At 61.5% G+C, this 14349-nt stretch carries 14 protein-coding genes; 11 read left to right on the top strand and 3 right to left on the bottom strand.

The features are described from left to right. Positions 1-67: 67 nt before the first annotated feature. From F464_RS0127105 to F464_RS0127095, 3 genes are all read right to left on the bottom strand, one after another. Positions 68-484 carry a cupin domain-containing protein gene (locus tag F464_RS0127105; protein WP_018991465.1) on the bottom strand — a complete coding sequence of 139 codons (417 nt, stop codon included), beginning with the start codon at positions 482-484 and terminating at the stop codon, positions 68-70. A gap of 468 nt (positions 485-952) precedes the next feature. Next, positions 953-1600, bottom strand: coding sequence for a flavin reductase family protein (locus F464_RS0127100; protein ID WP_018993013.1), 648 nt, complete (start codon positions 1598-1600; stop codon positions 953-955). 70 nt (positions 1601-1670) lie between these two features. Further along, positions 1671-2852 (bottom strand): Fic family protein, encoded by a 1182-nt coding sequence (locus F464_RS0127095; protein WP_018993012.1) that lies wholly within the window; start codon positions 2850-2852, stop codon positions 1671-1673. Between the two features lie 481 nt (positions 2853-3333). Between F464_RS0127095 and F464_RS0127090 the strand changes: the two genes are divergently transcribed. The 11 genes from F464_RS0127090 to F464_RS0127040 all read left to right on the top strand — a co-directional run bounded on the left by F464_RS0127090 (position 3334) and on the right by F464_RS0127040 (position 14169). Continuing rightward, positions 3334-4086, top strand: a complete 753-nt coding sequence (locus tag F464_RS0127090) for a hypothetical protein (protein ID WP_157354251.1) — start codon at positions 3334-3336, stop codon at positions 4084-4086. A gap of 25 nt (positions 4087-4111) precedes the next feature. Beyond that, entirely contained in the window at positions 4112-5398 is a 1287-nt protein-coding gene (locus F464_RS0127085) for an acyl-CoA dehydrogenase family protein (protein ID WP_018993010.1), read from the top strand. A 20-nt stretch (positions 5399-5418) separates the two neighbouring features. Continuing rightward, the gene (locus tag F464_RS0127080) at positions 5419-6552 is read left to right on the top strand and encodes a saccharopine dehydrogenase family protein (protein WP_018993009.1); all 1134 of its coding nucleotides are present in this window, start codon (positions 5419-5421) and stop codon (positions 6550-6552) included. 10 nt (positions 6553-6562) lie between these two features. Next, positions 6563-8119, top strand: a complete 1557-nt coding sequence (locus F464_RS0127075) for a class I adenylate-forming enzyme family protein (protein WP_018993008.1) — start codon at positions 6563-6565, stop codon at positions 8117-8119. A 3-nt stretch (positions 8120-8122) separates the two neighbouring features. Then, positions 8123-9361, top strand: coding sequence for a thiolase family protein (locus tag F464_RS0127070; protein WP_018993007.1), 1239 nt, complete (start codon positions 8123-8125; stop codon positions 9359-9361). Positions 9362-9369: 8 nt separating this feature from the next. After that, positions 9370-10032, top strand: a complete 663-nt coding sequence (locus tag F464_RS0127065) for a histidine phosphatase family protein (RefSeq protein WP_018993006.1) — start codon at positions 9370-9372, stop codon at positions 10030-10032. 2 nt (positions 10033-10034) lie between these two features. Then, positions 10035-11090, top strand: a complete 1056-nt coding sequence (locus F464_RS0127060; RefSeq protein ID WP_018993005.1) for a phosphotransferase — start codon at positions 10035-10037, stop codon at positions 11088-11090. Next, positions 11087-11851, top strand: coding sequence for an SDR family oxidoreductase (locus F464_RS0127055; RefSeq protein ID WP_018993004.1), 765 nt, complete (start codon positions 11087-11089; stop codon positions 11849-11851). The genes F464_RS0127060 and F464_RS0127055 overlap by 4 nt, the downstream gene beginning before the upstream one ends. Before the next feature lie 27 nt (positions 11852-11878). After that, the gene (locus tag F464_RS0127050) at positions 11879-13129 is read left to right on the top strand and encodes an acyl-CoA dehydrogenase family protein (protein WP_018993003.1); all 1251 of its coding nucleotides are present in this window, start codon (positions 11879-11881) and stop codon (positions 13127-13129) included. A gap of 162 nt (positions 13130-13291) precedes the next feature. Then, positions 13292-13903, top strand: a complete 612-nt coding sequence (locus F464_RS0127045) for a cytochrome c oxidase subunit 3 family protein (protein ID WP_018993002.1) — start codon at positions 13292-13294, stop codon at positions 13901-13903. Continuing rightward, positions 13900-14169: a cytochrome C oxidase subunit IV family protein gene (locus F464_RS0127040; RefSeq protein ID WP_018993001.1), complete on the top strand. Its 270-nt coding sequence runs from the start codon at positions 13900-13902 to the stop codon at positions 14167-14169. The genes F464_RS0127045 and F464_RS0127040 overlap by 4 nt, the downstream gene beginning before the upstream one ends. The last annotated feature ends 180 nt before the right edge of the window (positions 14170-14349 follow it).

Genomic DNA, 14349 nt, shown 5'->3' with positions numbered 1-14349 from the left:
GGGTCGGGTGGCGACCAACAACTCTTTTGAATCATCGCCGGAAAGCCGCCGTACCGGTCCTGTCCGATCACGGTACTAGCGCGTCTAGCTCCGGAAGCATGACCACGCTTTCCTGCGCGGTTGGCTCATTGCGGACGCCAATAAAGACGGCCGGCGTCTTGCCGCGATTAACAGCAACATGCGGGACCTTGGCCGGGATAAATAGGTAGTCACCTGGGTGCGCAAGCGCCCTGTGTTCAAGTCGATCCCCGGTGAACAACTCTACTTCCTCGCCGCTGAGTAAATAGAACGCAGATTCGTGGAACTCATGGAGATGCGCCCGCGTTCGGCCCTCCGGTGGCAGCGTGACCATACCGAGAAAGACAGCCGTGGAGCCAACCGTCTCTGCACTAATCCCTGGTGCGTACACGGACCCTTGTTTGCTCATGTAACTATCTGAGCCACGGACGACGCTACCCACTTTCTTTTCGGCGGTAGTGAGCATACTTAGTCTCCTGGGAAAGCTTACGGGAATGCCGTCTCAACTACCCGCCGCGGCCATCCGCATTCTATTGATCCAAGAGTTTGGCGGCGGGCGGAGCCTCAACGGCCCGACGGTCCAGAAATGTGCGACAAGGATCCCCGTCGGGCCATTGTTCCCAGCATAGATGAGCGCCCCCGGCAGACAATTGAAATGTAACGGTCACCGGCAACTTGTGGCCGAGACTGAGACCTCGCCACTTCGCAGGTCAACGTCTGGAGCGCTCAGAGAGCTGCCCGTCGTCCGCAACGGGTGGCGCAGCAAGGCGGATGGCGACTTACCGGTGTGCGGTCCACCTCAAAGTCTGGTTCCGTGCAAGACCTCCATCGGGCGGCCTGGCCGAGTTGCTGTCCGTGAGCGGAGGCAACGGAAGGGTGGTCTAATCCGATACCTGTCGTTGAACAGGGCGTCACTGGTGGAAAGACGCAATGATTACGAATTCTCAGCGTCAGCCGTGGACGGGACGTTCTGTTCGAGCCACTGAGCATACGAAATCCGCGGCGCGTTGAAGCGATCGGTCGTGCGGCAATAGACCGATGGAGACCCGAGGCGGCCGAGGGGTGCGAAGCCTTCGATGTGCAATCGCGGCCCGACGAGGTGGTCGGCGAGGTGGAACATCACCACCTCGCCGACATAGACCGTGTTCGTGCCGAGCACGAGGCTGGTGTGCAGCCGGCATTCGAGGCTGACCTGCGCTTGGGCCACCCGGGGCACGCGGACATGGACGGACGCTTCGGTGGCGAGGCCTGCGGCCGCGATTTCGCTGTGGTCGGGCGGGAAATCGGCGGCCGAAATGTTCATCGCGGCGAAGAGGTCTTCCGTGACCATGTTGACGACGAATTCGCCCGTGGCCTCGATGTTGGCCGCCGTGTCCTTCGGGCCGCCGACGTCGTTGCGACCGACGCTGATCATCACGTAAGGCGGATTGGAGGCGACGGCGTTGAAGAAGCTGAAGGGCGCCAGATTGACGGTACCGGCGGCATTCACGCTGGTGACCCAGGCAATGGGCCGGGGCACGACGAGGTTGGTGAGCAGCTTGTAGTTGTCGGCTGCCGAATGGCGCGAGGGGTCGATCTGCATTGGTTTTCTTTGTTGGGGGAGGGGGCTGGTATCGTAGGGCAAAACAGCTTTTCCGACCGGGTAGGCGTTGTCAGAGTTCAATGCTCTCGGTTTCCGGACTTCGATCGGGCCAATGAACCCGGTACCGCGTGGAACGGCCGCCACCGGGTAGTTTTTCCAGGCAGCCCTTGCCCACCAAGTCGGCCAGATGACGGGTGGCCGTAGCCTTGGAGACCTTGGCGACCGCTTGATACTGGGCCGCGCTGATGCCGTGCTCGAAACCGCCCCGGCCGGGCTGGTCGCCGTCGAGCAGGCGGTTGAGCACCTTGATCTGCTCCGGGTTGAGCGCCTGTGCGCGGTGTACGAGCCAGAAGCGGCTCTTTCCGAGTACCCGGTCGATTTGCGCCGACGCGCCCTCGACGGCGCGCAGCAGGGTGATCAGAAACCAGTGCAGCCAGGGAGTGAGGTCGAGCAGCGAGGCCGACGCCTTCATCTTCTGGGCGGCTTCGAGTTGAGCGTAGTACCCCTTGCGATCGGCGAGGATGGCGACCGACATCGCATAGAAACGGATGCTTTGCTGCTCGCCTTGGGCCAGGGCGAGATCTGTGAGCGCGCGGGTGATGCGGCCGTTGCCGTCGTCGAAGGGGTGCAGGGTGACGAACCAGAAGTGGGCCAGGGCCGCGCGCAGCAGGGGATCGAGCGCGGCGTCGCTGCGGCTGCGGTCGAACCACGCAAGGAATTCGGCGATGCGCGCTTCCAGCCCCTCGCGGGGCGGCGCTTCGAAGTGCACGGTCGGGCGGTCGATGCGGCCGGAGACAACCTGCATGGTGTCGTTCCCGCGCCAGTCGCCGACCCGGATCATGCGGCCCACGGAACTCTCTTCCCCGGCGAATAGCCAGGCATGCCACTGCAACAGGCGAGTCTCGGTGAGCGGGGCATCGAGGTTGGCCGTGGCGTCCCACATGATCTGCGCAAGTCCTTCGCTGCGCGGCTCGGGAGCGGCTTCGTCTGCCTCGGCCAACCCGAGGCGACGGGCGATGCTCGAGCGCACCGAGCCGACATTCAGCGATTCCCCTTCGATCGCGCTGGAATCGACGATGTTCTGCAGCAGAGCATCCAGCGTGAATTCGGCGCGCAGTTCGGGCACGGAGCCTTGGGCACGGCCCAGCAAGGCTCCTTGGGCGAGCGTGACCTGGCGCAGCAGGGGGGCCAGCGCGTCGGACTGCCAGGTGACGTGCGGCCAGTCGGGGTGTTGCCAGATCCAGCGGGACATGAGGGCGCGATTCGGTGAGGACGGTGAGCTGAATCCTAGCATTATTCGGCTCATTTTTTTACGCTGCATGAGCCGAATAAGCGGTGCGATTCGGCTCACCGAGGCTGCGCCCTTCAAGCGCCCTTCTCGCCATTAAATCGCCTTCGTGCGCCGCAACAAATCACCAAATGTCAAACCGGTGTCACCGCCTGTCAATTTCGACAAGGCCGGAGCGCTTAATGTGCCTCCATGGATGCACTCAAAAACATCGGAGGAAATGCTCATGGTCGCGCAGCGTTTCAAAACTGTTGACGCACTTGATCCACCGAAAGTGTTCACGTTGCGGCCATGCCCCTTCCACCCGAGATGGGGGGGAGCTACGCCGAAATCCCGGGGATAAAGTGGGCATTGTCCCGATCAGCAATCACCGCGGCGACTGTACGCATCGGGACGGGACTCGAGGCAAGCAAATAATTAATCACGTCCTGATAGAGGTGAGGAGATGGTTTCAGAAAGCGCGACAAACAAGATCGAGATGTGGCTGGCCAGAAGTGGAATGTTCTGCATCGTTGGCTACGTGATCGGCTGGGGAATTCTCGGCATGTGTATCCAGCCGTTCATGATCAGTCCCGCAGCGACTGCCCAGCAGCACTTCGACTTTTACCAGGAACACAGCACCCGCATCATGATCGGAATGACGATCGCCAGCTTCGATGCCGGCATCTTCATGTTGTTTGTTTCCCAGATAGCCACGCAAATGAGGCGGAGGGAAAAGAATAGCCAAATCCTGTCAACGGTTCAGCTCGTGGGCGGTCTCCTGACGGGCTGGGTCGGGATGATGGCCGCCATGATGTGGTGCGCCCTGGCTGAGTTTTCCACTCAGTTGGATCCTGCCATGGTGAAGTTCTTTCACGTTATGACCTGGTATGTGTTCGATGGCACTTACTGGGTCACCATCGCCCAGTTTGGTGCCATTGGCCTGATGGGGATCTATGACACTGGCAAAGATCCGCTATTCCCGAAATCCACGGGCCTGATTGGTGTCGTGCTTGCAGTCGGCTATGCCACCCTGGCGCTGATTCCGTTCGACCATACCTTCATCTTCTCGTATGACGGTCTTTGGAATATGTATTTTGTCTGGATCACGTTCTTCTTTTATCTCATGTGGGTTAGCCGGTTGTGTGCCAAGGACCTCAAGCGTAGCCAGGTGGCCGTCAAGCGTAATCAGGTCGGCGCCCAGGCGCTGGCTCACTAAGCAAACCTTCAACGGGAGAACTTGAATGATCAACCTGAAGACGGAACTGACGCTTCCGGCCGTGGGCTTGACCGGCTTCGAGGCGCCGCTCAACGAGACCGAGCTGGCGATCCAGGACTCATTGCACCGGTTCGCCAAGGATGTGCTTCGGCCCGCCGGCCAGGAGCTCGACAAGATGAGCGCGGAGGAGGTGATCGCCCCGGGATCACCCTACTACGAGGTTCTGGCGAAGGCCGCGCAACTCGGACTCGATTCCAGCTTGCTGGAGCAGATGCCGCCGGACACGGCCATCCGGGTCGAGTCGATCATCGGCGAGGAAATGGGCTGGGGCGACGCCGGCCTGGGTGTCTCGCTGGCCTGCGTCACCTTTCCGCTGGAAATGGCCAAGGCCGCCGGCAATTCCGAACTGGTGGACCTGTGCCGCGACAAGATCGGCTGCTGGATGATTACCCAGCCGGATCGGGGCAGCGATGCCCAGATTTTCGACATGGCGCGCGAATGGCCGGTCAAGGGCGGTCAGGGCAACAAGGGCAATGTCTGGGGCGTTGTCGGCAAGGACGAAATCGTCATCAACGGCCAATGTTCGGCCTGGGTGTCCAACGGCGCTGTCGCCCAGGTGGCGCTGGCCTACATCAACGCCGATTATGGCGACGGGTTTTTTGACGCCAACGGTCGCCCGCACGGCCTGGCGGTGATCATCCCGCTCGATCTGCCCGGTGTCTCGAAGGGCAAGCCGCTGGACAAAATCGGGCAGCGTGCGCTGCCGCAGGGCGAAATCTATTTCGACAACGTCCGCGTTCCCAAGCGTTTCGCGATTGCGCTCAAGGACGAGTACTACGGCAATCTGGCTTCGGTGTGGGCCTTTGCGGGTTGCCACATGGGCCAGATCATGACCGGATTGGCGCGCGCGGCCTTCGAGATGGCGCTGCAATATTGTCACGAGCGCAAGCAGGGTGGCCAATTGCTGATCGATCACCAGCTCACCCGCTGGCGGCTGGGCGACATGCTGCGGCGCGTCGAACTCTGCCGCGCCGTCGCCCGCCGCTCGCTCACGTATGCCCGGCTCTCACCGGCCGGACACCCCTACGCGACGGCGTCGGGCAAGGTCACGGTCACCGAGGAAGCGATGAAGGTCGCCACCGAGGCCTTCCAGCTTTTCGGCGCCTTTGGCACCTCGCGCGAGTACCCAATTGAAAAGCTGTTCCGCGACGCGCGCTCCGCGCAGATCGAAGACGGTGAGAACTATGTCCTGACCATGCGCCTGGGCCTGCTCGCACAGCAGCTCTACGCCGATGGCTGGTCGAACAACTGAAGAACTCCGAAGGATTCAAAATGGCTAAATATCCCGTCGTCGTCTATGGCGCCAGTGGCTACACCGGCATGCTGATCATGGACTGGCTGATCGATCAGAACATCCCCTTCACGGCCGTCGCGCGCAACGCCAAACGGACCCAGGAGATGATGGCCCAGCGCGTCGTACGCCTGGAGTCGGCCACCTATGAGATCGTCGAGGCGACCCATGACGTCGAATCGTTGGCGCGGGCGTTCAAAGGCGCAAAAGTCGTCTGCAATACGGTCGGCCCCTTCGTCAACTTTGGTCTGACGACCGTCGAGGCAACGCTCCAGGCGGGCTGCCACTACCTGGACACCACGGGTGAGCAAAGCTTCATTCGCGCGGCCCGCGATCGCTTCGGCGAGCAGTTCCGGCAGGCAGGCCTGCTGCTCGCACCGTCGACGGCCTATATGTACTCGTTCTCCGAGATCGCCGCCGAACTGGCTTTGGAGACACCGGGGGTCGATGCGCTCGAGACCGCCACGCTTTGTCGTGGACCGCGCGGCGCCGGGTCGGGGGTCACGGTGGGCTCGACGGCCTCGATCTTCGAGATCTTCCGTCACGAAGCCTGCTACCTCTGGGAGAAGAAGCTGGTGCCGCATGCGGCCAACGCCTCTTACACCGTCGCTACGCCGGAGCTCCTGCAACCGGTGTTCACGATTCCCTGGGGCGGCACGTCGCTGCCCATCTTCTTCCAGAACGATTCGCGCGTGAACAGTTGCATCTCCAGCGTCGGTTTCTACGACAACGAGGTGATGAAGTTCGTGCATGCCGTGGGCCAGAAGTGGGAGAGCGAATACAAGAATCTGTCCAAGGACGAGCAGGACCAGGTGGTCAAGGGTCTCGTCGACTCGACGACGCCCTCCATGCCGCCGCGCGAGCGCACGACCCTGACACGCACGGTCGATACGGCCATCGGGCGCGGCCAGCTCGCGGCAGTGCGCGCCACGGTACGCGGTGTAACGCCCTACATCTCGACCGGCGCGCTGCAGACGGCCGCCGTGATGAAGCTCCTCGACGGCGAGACCGCGAAAGTCGGATTCGCCTCGGCCTGCAAGGCCTTCGGTCACCGCTATCTCCTGGGTTTCCTGGAGCAGCGCGGGCTGGCCAGCGCCAGCGTCACTGCGCTTTGAGGACCGGACCATGGCGATCATCGATTTCTTCGACCGCGGCTGGCGTCTTAACCCCGAGGGTGCGGCCTACATCCAGGGAAGCCGCAGCTACAGCTTCAACGAGGTCGGGCGGCTGAGCTGCCGCATCGCGCGTGCGCTGCAGGCAGCGGATTACGGGCGCGGCAGCAAGGGCGCGGTCTGGGCCGGCAATGACACCACCGCCTGGACCTGCGCGCTCGGGCTATGGCGGGCCAATATGGCGTGGATCCCCGTTGGCGCACGAAACGCCGCCGACGAGAATCGCCACGTCCTCGACAGTTTCGACTGCGACGTGCTGTTCTTCCAGAAGGAGTTCGAGGCAACGATCGCCGCCCTGCGGCCGCAGTTGCCAAAGATCAAACTCTTCGTCTGCATTGACGGCGAGGCTGCGGATGCCGTCTCGCTGGCCGCCTGGGTCGAAGGCCACGCCGATACCGACCCGGGCATCGCGGTCGATCTCGACGATGTGGTCGCGATCTCGCCCACCGGCGGCACCACCGGTCTGCCCAAGGGGGTGATGAACACCCACCGCAGCATCCAGACTTTCGTCGCCCACTTCATGATCGGCTGCAGCTATGGCGCGCAGGATCGCCCGGTCAACCTGGCGGCGGCGCCGATGACCCACACCGCGGGGCTGCTGTCGCTGCCCTGCACGGCACGCGGTGGCGCGGTCGTCATCCTTCCGAAGCCCGATCCGGCGCTGCTGCTGGAGGCCATCCCCGCACACCGGGTGACGGAGTTCTTCCTGCCGCCGACGGTGATTTACCGCCTGCTCGACATCCCCGACGTGAACAAGGTCGACTTCTCGTCGCTGAAGTATTTCCTCTACGGCGCCGCGCCGATGTCGCTGGACAAGCTCAAGCGCGCGATCGAGGTCTTTGGTCCGGTGATGATGGAAAGTTACGGCCAGACCGAAGCTCCGGGAGCCATTGCCTGCCTGCGCCCCGACGAGCATTTCAACCCCGGCGGCGCGCTGGCCAGCGACGAGCAGTTGTCGTCGGTGGGACGGCCCCATCCGCTGATCCGGGTCGAGATCCTCGACGACGACAACCGCATCCTGCCCCAGGGCGAAACGGGCGAGATTTGCATCCGCGGCGATCTGGTAATGAAGGGCTACTACAACGACCCGGTCAAGACCGCGGAAACGATCGTCGACGGCTGGCTGCATACCGGCGATATCGGCCACCTCGACTCCGGCGGCCGCCTCCACATCACCGACCGCAAGAAGGACATGATCATCAGCGGCGGCTTCAACGTCTACCCCAGCGAAGTCGAGCAGGTGATCTGGGCCCACCCGGCGGTGCGCGATTGCGCCGTCATCGGCATCCCCGACGACAAGTGGGGCGAGACGGTGAAGGCAGTGGTCGAGTTAAACGCTGACCAGACCGTGAGCGGCGAGGAGCTGATCGCGCTGTGCAAGCAGAAGCTGGGCTCGGTCAAAGCGCCCAAGACGGTCGACTTCGCCACCCTGCCGCGCAGCGTGGTCGGCAAGGTATTGAAGAAGGACTTGCGTGCCGAGTACTGGCGCGTTGCCGAGCGGAAGATCTAAACCATGACAAGACTCTACATTGCCGGCATCGCCATGACGGTCTTCGGTCGCCACCTCGAGCGCAGCCTGCACGACCTGGCAGGCGAAGCGCTCGCCGGCGCGCTCAAGGATGCCGGCTGCAGCGCTGCCGACATCGGCGCCGCCTACTACGCGGGCATGACCAACGGCCCGCTGCAGGGCCAGATCTCGGTGCCGGGTCAGGTGATCTTCAGCAAGATCGGGATCGAGCGCATCCCGGTGTTCAACGTCGAGAACGCCTGCGCCTCGGGCAGCAGCGCCTTCCACCTCGCGCTGCAGAGCCTGAAGGCGGGCGCCACCGACGTGGCGCTGGCGATCGGCGTCGAAAAGATGAACATCCCCGACAAGGCCCGCGCGATGGCGCTGTTCGAGGGCGGCTGGGACGTCTCGCGAGTCGAGGAAAACTATGCCACCCTGATCAGGATGGGCGAAGGCATCACGCCGCCGCCGGGGTCGGAATCGGACCGCCCTTACAGCCGTTTCATGGCCATCTACGCGGCGATGTGCCGCTGGCACATGCGGACCTACGGCACCACGCAACGGCAGATCGCCGCCGTGTGCGCCAAGAACCACGGTCACTCGGTGCATAACCCCTACTCGCAGTTCCGCAAGACCTTCACTATCGACGAGGTGCTGGCGGCGCCGCCGATCACCTATCCGATCACACTGCCAATGTGCGCGCCGCTGTCCGACGGCGCCGCCGCCGCCATTGTCTGCACGGAGGAGGGGCTGAAGCGAATCGGCGCCGACCGCCGCCGCGCGGTCGAGGTCGCGGCCAGCGTGATCCGCACTTTCAGCCACCGCGGCATCGACGAGCCGGAAAAGGCCGTGGGCCGTCTGGCGGCGCTGCAGGCTTACGAGATCGCGGGCATCGGCCCCGGCGACATCGACGTTGCCGAAGTCCACGACGCCTCGGCGATGGGAGAGATCATCCAGGCCGAAAACCTCGGCTTCGTCGACGCGGGCGGAGGCGGCCCCGCGGCCGAGCGCGGCGATTTCACCATCGGCGGCCGTATCCCGATCAACCCCTCGGGCGGTCTCGAATCGAAAGGCCATCCGCTGGGCGCCACCGGTATCGGCCAGCTCTACGAACTGGTCACGCAATTGCGCGGCGAGGCCGGCGCGCGCCAGGTCGAAGGTGCCCGCCATGCCATGCAGGAGAACGGCGGCGGCTTGCAGGGCGTCGAGGAAGCCGCGGTAGCGATCCATATCCTGCGGCGTTGAGCGCAAGCATGGCAGAGCTATATCTCGTCAGGCATGGTCAGGCAAGTTTCGGCGCCGACAACTATGACCAGCTCTCATTGTTGGGACAGCAGCAGGGGCAACTGGTCGGGGAATACTTTGCCGAGCGCAATATCGTTTTCGATCATGTAGTGATGGGGACGATGAATCGTCACAGGCAAACGGCGGAGGCCATATTCAATGGCTCGACTGCAGTTCCGACCCCAAAGGAACATCGGGGACTGAACGAATACGACTTTGTCGCGTTGTTTGAGGGTCTCGGTGATGAGCACCATGAATTGAAGGTGCTGGCAAAAGAGAGCAAGAAGGATTTCTACAAGGCCTTGCGGCAAGTATTGCTGTTGTGGATGGAAGATCGTATCGAAGGCCCCGAGACATGGTCGGAGTTCCAGCAGCGTGTTGCCGACGCCAGGAACCATATCCAGGGACTGAAAGGAAGGATCCTGGCCGTGAGTTCGGGGGGAGTCATGGCTGCAATAGCGCAGCAGACACTTGGCGCTCCCCGGGAAGCAGTCATATCGCTCAACCTGCAAATCAACAACTGCAGTTTCTGCCGATATTTCTTCAACGCCGATTCGTTTCATCTCGCAACTTTCAACAACATTCCGTATTTCGACAAAGCGGATCGTCAAAATTTCATCACCTATGGGTAGGCATGATTGTGACCAGCGAAATTCACCAACTTGATGTCGACGGGCTGTGCAAATACCTGGAAACCCATGTCAAGGGCTTTGCCGGGCCATTGAGCGCGGAGAAATTTGCGGGCGGTCAGTCGAATCCCACATTCTTGCTGCGGGCAAAAAGCGGCAACTACGTCCTGCGCCGGCAGCCGCCGGGCCAGCTCCTGAAATCGGCGCATGCGGTCGATCGTGAATATCGCGTCATCACGGCATTGTCACCGACGCAAGTACCGGTTGCGCATGCTCATCATCTCTGCACCGATACGAGCATCATCGGCAGCATGTTCTACATCATGGATTACCTCGATGGGCGCATCTTCTGGGATCCGTCGCTGCCCGAACTCGATATCGATCAGCGCAAACCCGCTTACGATGCCTTGATCGCGGCGCTGGCAGCACTGCACGACGTCGATGTCGATCAGGTGGGCCTGAGCGATTATGGCCGGGCCGGGAATTATTTCGAGCGGCAGATCGGTACATGGACCAAGCAATATCGTGCTTCCGAAACCGAGCGATTGGAATGCATGGAAGCCTTGATCGACTGGCTACCGAAGCATTGCCCGGCCGAAGACGGCAGGGTGGCGCTGGTTCATGGCGACTTCCGCTTCGACAACCTCATTTTCCATCCCAAGGAGCTGCGCGTTCTGGCGGTTCTGGACTGGGAGCTTTCCACACTGGGCAATCCTCTGGCAGATCTCGCCTATTTCTGCATGTGCCTGCGACTGCCGACGGATGCTTACGTCAAAGGTCTGGGCAGCAAGAATCGTCGCGCGCTCGGCGTGCCCGAAGAAGCTGAAATAGTCCGGCGCTACTGCGAGTTGCGCGGCATCCCGGAAATAGAGGACTGGAATTTTTATATCGCGTTCAGTTTCTTCCGCCTTGCGGCTATCGCACAAGGGGTAAAGAAGCGTGCCATCGACGGCAATGCGTCCAGCGCGCACGCGCAAAAAGTCGGAGAGATGGTTGCGCCGCTCACCGAAATGGGCTTTGCCGCAGCGAACGAAAAGGATATGGAAAGGAGTATGGCATGACGACCAAACTATTCGATCTTGAAGGCAAGATCGCCCTGGTGTCGGGGGCAAGTCGCGGCATCGGCGAAGAGATCGCCAAGTTGCTGGCGGAGCAGGGCGCGCATGTGATCGTTTCCAGCCGAAAAGTTGAAGACTGCCAAAGAGTCGCCGACGCCATCCGTGAAGCAGGTGGAAGCGCGAGCGTGTTTTCCTGCAATGTCGGCAAGATGGAAGACATCGCTGCTGCTTTTGAGCAGATCGAAAAGCTTCACGGCCGGCTCGACATCCTGATCAACAACGCGGCGGCCAATCCCTATTACGGGCATGTGCTGGATACGGATCTCGGCGCTTTTACCAAGACCGTCGACGTCAATATTCGTGGTTACTTCTTCATGTCGGTAGAGGCCGGCAAGATGATGAAGAAGCAGGGGAAGGGGGCAATCGTCAATGTCGCCTCGGTGAATGCTCTCCGACCCGGGGAGAATCAAGGCATTTATTCGATCACCAAGGCGGCGATCGTCAACATGACCAAGGCCTTCGCCAGGGAATGCGGCTCGTTGGGAATCCGCGTCAATGCCTTGTTGCCCGGGCTGACCAAGACCAAATTTTCGACAGCGCTATTCAATGACGAAAAGCTCTACAGCGAATGGGTCTCCAACATTCCTTTGCGCCGTCACGCTGAACCGCGCGAGATGGCTGGCGCTGTGCTTTACCTTGTTTCCGACGCCGCGAGCTATACCAACGGCGACTGCATCGTCGTCGACGGCGGCATGACTCTTTAAAAGATGGATCGATAGAAAGGAAATATCATGGATTTTGCCTACTCGTCCAAAGTCGAAGAGCTTCGTGAGCGCGTGCGCGGCTTTATGGACACCTATATCGTGCCGCGCCAGCGCCAATGGCTCGAGGAAGTGCATCGCGGCCAGTTTCCCGTGTCCTTCATGGCAGACCTGAAGGCGATGGCGAAGTCGGAAGGCTTGTGGAACCTGTTCCTGCCCGGCCTGCACGCCGACGAGCCGGGTACCGGCCTGACCAATTTGGAATATGCGCCGCTGGCCGAGATCATGGGACGTGTGAGTTGGGCGTCCGAAGTCTTCAACTGCAATGCCCCGGACACCGGCAACATGGAACTTCTGCACATGTTCGGCTCCCCGGAGCAGCAGAAGGCCTGGCTGCGTCCACTGCTCGAGGGCGAAATTCGTTCGGCTTTCGCAATGACAGAGCCTGACGTCGCATCCTCGGACGCCACGAACATCACCACCTCGATTCGGCGGGAAGGCGACGAATACGTCATCAATGGTCGCAAGTGGTTCATCACCAACGCCGCTCATCCGCACTGCCGTATTTTCATCGTCATGGGCAAGACCGACCCGGACGCCGAGCGGCACAAGCAGCAGAGCATGATCCTGGTTCCTCGGGACACGTCGGGTCTGGAAGTCGTACGCAATATCAATATCGTGAACCACCATTCGCCGGAGGGCCACTGCGAGGTCATCTTCCGTAATGTGCGCGTGCCGGTATCCAATCTGCTCGGTGAGGAAGGCAGTGGCTTCGCATTGGCCCAGGCGCGTCTCGGTCCCGGGCGTATTCACCACTGCATGCGATCGATCGGTGCCGCCGAGCTTGCTCTGGAAATGATGATTGACCGAAGCCTGGAGCGACGCACTTTCGGAAAGTATCTACATCAGCATGGTTCGATCGGCGAGTGGATCGCGAGATCAAGGATCGAGATCGATCAGGCGCGCTTGCTGGTGCTGAAAACCGCCTGGATGATTGATCAGTTTGGCGCCAGGCATGCGCACAAGGAAATTTCCATGATCAAAGCCCTGGTACCCGGGGTTTATACCGCGGTATGCGATCGTGCAATGCAGGTATTCGGGGCCATGGGTATCAGTCCCGATACGCCGCTGGCTGACATGTGGACCTGGGGCCGCGCTTTGCGCTTCGCCGACGGCCCGGATGAAGTGCATCTCCAAAATATCGCCCGTATCGAAATTAAGAAAGGGCAGGAAAATCTGGGTGCTACTGCGCCCTATTTGAGAGTCCCGGAGGGCTGCTGACACAGCTGACGGGCATTGACCGCCACCTCCCCCCGAGACTGGGGGGGGACGTAGGCGCGATCTCGGGAATAAAGTGGACATCGTCTCAATCAGCATTCACGACCGCGACTGCGCGCACCGGGACCCGACTGGAGCGCTGATACGAGTCACTATCATCCAGCCATGACTGCCATCGCCACTGCCCAATCGGCCGAAGCCCCAGCCGGCGAAGCCCCTGCCGCCAAGCGCCTCCCCGGATATCTGCCGGTCTGGGCCTTCATCCTGGCCGAAATGCTGCTCTTCGCCGTGCTCTTCGCTTCCTACGCCTTCGCCCGGGTGGACAACGTGGAGATGTTCAATCTTTGCCAGCAGACCCTGGACCGCAATGCCGGGGCCATCAACACCGTGCTCCTGGTGACCGGGTCCTGGTTCGTCGTTCTCGCCGTTCAGGCGGCCCGCCGGGACGACCGCCGGGCCGCCAGCCGTGATATCGGCCTGGGCTTCCTGTGCGGTGCCGGCTTCCTGGCCATCAAGGTGTTCGAATACGCCGCCAAGTTCGGGGCAGGGATTACCTTCTCGACCAACACCTTCTACAGGTTCTACTTTTCGCTGACCTTCTTCCACTTCATGCACGTCATCCTGGGCATGGTGGTCCTCGCCATCCTGTGGGTTAAGACACGTCAAGGTGCCTACGGCAGCCACGATGCCCACGGCCTGGAGAGCGGGGCGGCCTACTGGCACATGGTGGATCTGTTGTGGATCGTGCTGTTTCCCTTGGTTTATGTGATGCGATGAGTGCCTTTTTCCTGAATCCCGCCAACCGGGGCTGGCTCGTTCTCGTCGTCGCCACCGGCGCCACCTGGTGGCTCGGTGAAGTGGGCGCCGCTGGCACCGGCGCCATTCTCGCCATGCTGGCTATCGTCTTCATCAAGGGCCGGCTGGTCATTCTGGAGTTCATGGAATTGCGGGGCGCCCCGCTGATGTGGCGCCTTCTTCTCGAAGGCTGGCTCATCCTGGTGGGCGGCCTCATTCTGCTCGCCTACGGGATCAGCCTCAAATGACGGAACACGCGCTGCCCGTCCACGAACCCTCCAGCAACGAAATCACCCTTTTCGCGCACGCCTTCAGGGAACGCTTGCCGCTCCTCATCGAGACCCTGTCGGCTGTGAAGAGAAGGCAACTTACGTAGGGCTCTCCTTCTGGCGCGGGTCGAAAGATCCGCGCTTTTTTTTTCATCGCTG

This window comes from Aromatoleum toluclasticum ATCC 700605 (assembly GCF_000378245.1).
Taxonomy (GTDB): domain Bacteria; phylum Pseudomonadota; class Gammaproteobacteria; order Burkholderiales; family Rhodocyclaceae; genus Aromatoleum; species Aromatoleum toluclasticum.
Note: the sequence above shows the minus strand (reverse complement) of the source record. Positions and strands in the feature narration are given on the sequence as shown.

Excerpts from the sequence above, each read along its gene's own strand:
- F464_RS0127105 (WP_018991465.1), bottom strand. The coding sequence starts at position 484 with ATGCTCACTACCGCCGAAAAGAAAGTGGGTAGCGTCGTCCGTGGCTCA.
- F464_RS0127100 (WP_018993013.1), bottom strand. The coding sequence starts at position 1,600 with ATGCAGATCGACCCCTCGCGCCATTCGGCAGCCGACAACTACAAGCTG.
- F464_RS0127095 (WP_018993012.1), bottom strand. The coding sequence starts at position 2,852 with ATGTCCCGCTGGATCTGGCAACACCCCGACTGGCCGCACGTCACCTGG.
- F464_RS0127090 (WP_157354251.1), top strand. The coding sequence starts at position 3,334 with ATGGTTTCAGAAAGCGCGACAAACAAGATCGAGATGTGGCTGGCCAGA.
- F464_RS0127085 (WP_018993010.1), top strand. The coding sequence starts at position 4,112 with ATGATCAACCTGAAGACGGAACTGACGCTTCCGGCCGTGGGCTTGACC.
- F464_RS0127080 (WP_018993009.1), top strand. The coding sequence starts at position 5,419 with ATGGCTAAATATCCCGTCGTCGTCTATGGCGCCAGTGGCTACACCGGC.
- F464_RS0127075 (WP_018993008.1), top strand. The coding sequence starts at position 6,563 with ATGGCGATCATCGATTTCTTCGACCGCGGCTGGCGTCTTAACCCCGAG.
- F464_RS0127070 (WP_018993007.1), top strand. The coding sequence starts at position 8,123 with ATGACAAGACTCTACATTGCCGGCATCGCCATGACGGTCTTCGGTCGC.
- F464_RS0127065 (WP_018993006.1), top strand. The coding sequence starts at position 9,370 with ATGGCAGAGCTATATCTCGTCAGGCATGGTCAGGCAAGTTTCGGCGCC.
- F464_RS0127060 (WP_018993005.1), top strand. The coding sequence starts at position 10,035 with ATGATTGTGACCAGCGAAATTCACCAACTTGATGTCGACGGGCTGTGC.
- F464_RS0127055 (WP_018993004.1), top strand. The coding sequence starts at position 11,087 with ATGACGACCAAACTATTCGATCTTGAAGGCAAGATCGCCCTGGTGTCG.
- F464_RS0127050 (WP_018993003.1), top strand. The coding sequence starts at position 11,879 with ATGGATTTTGCCTACTCGTCCAAAGTCGAAGAGCTTCGTGAGCGCGTG.
- F464_RS0127045 (WP_018993002.1), top strand. The coding sequence starts at position 13,292 with ATGACTGCCATCGCCACTGCCCAATCGGCCGAAGCCCCAGCCGGCGAA.
- F464_RS0127040 (WP_018993001.1), top strand. The coding sequence starts at position 13,900 with ATGAGTGCCTTTTTCCTGAATCCCGCCAACCGGGGCTGGCTCGTTCTC.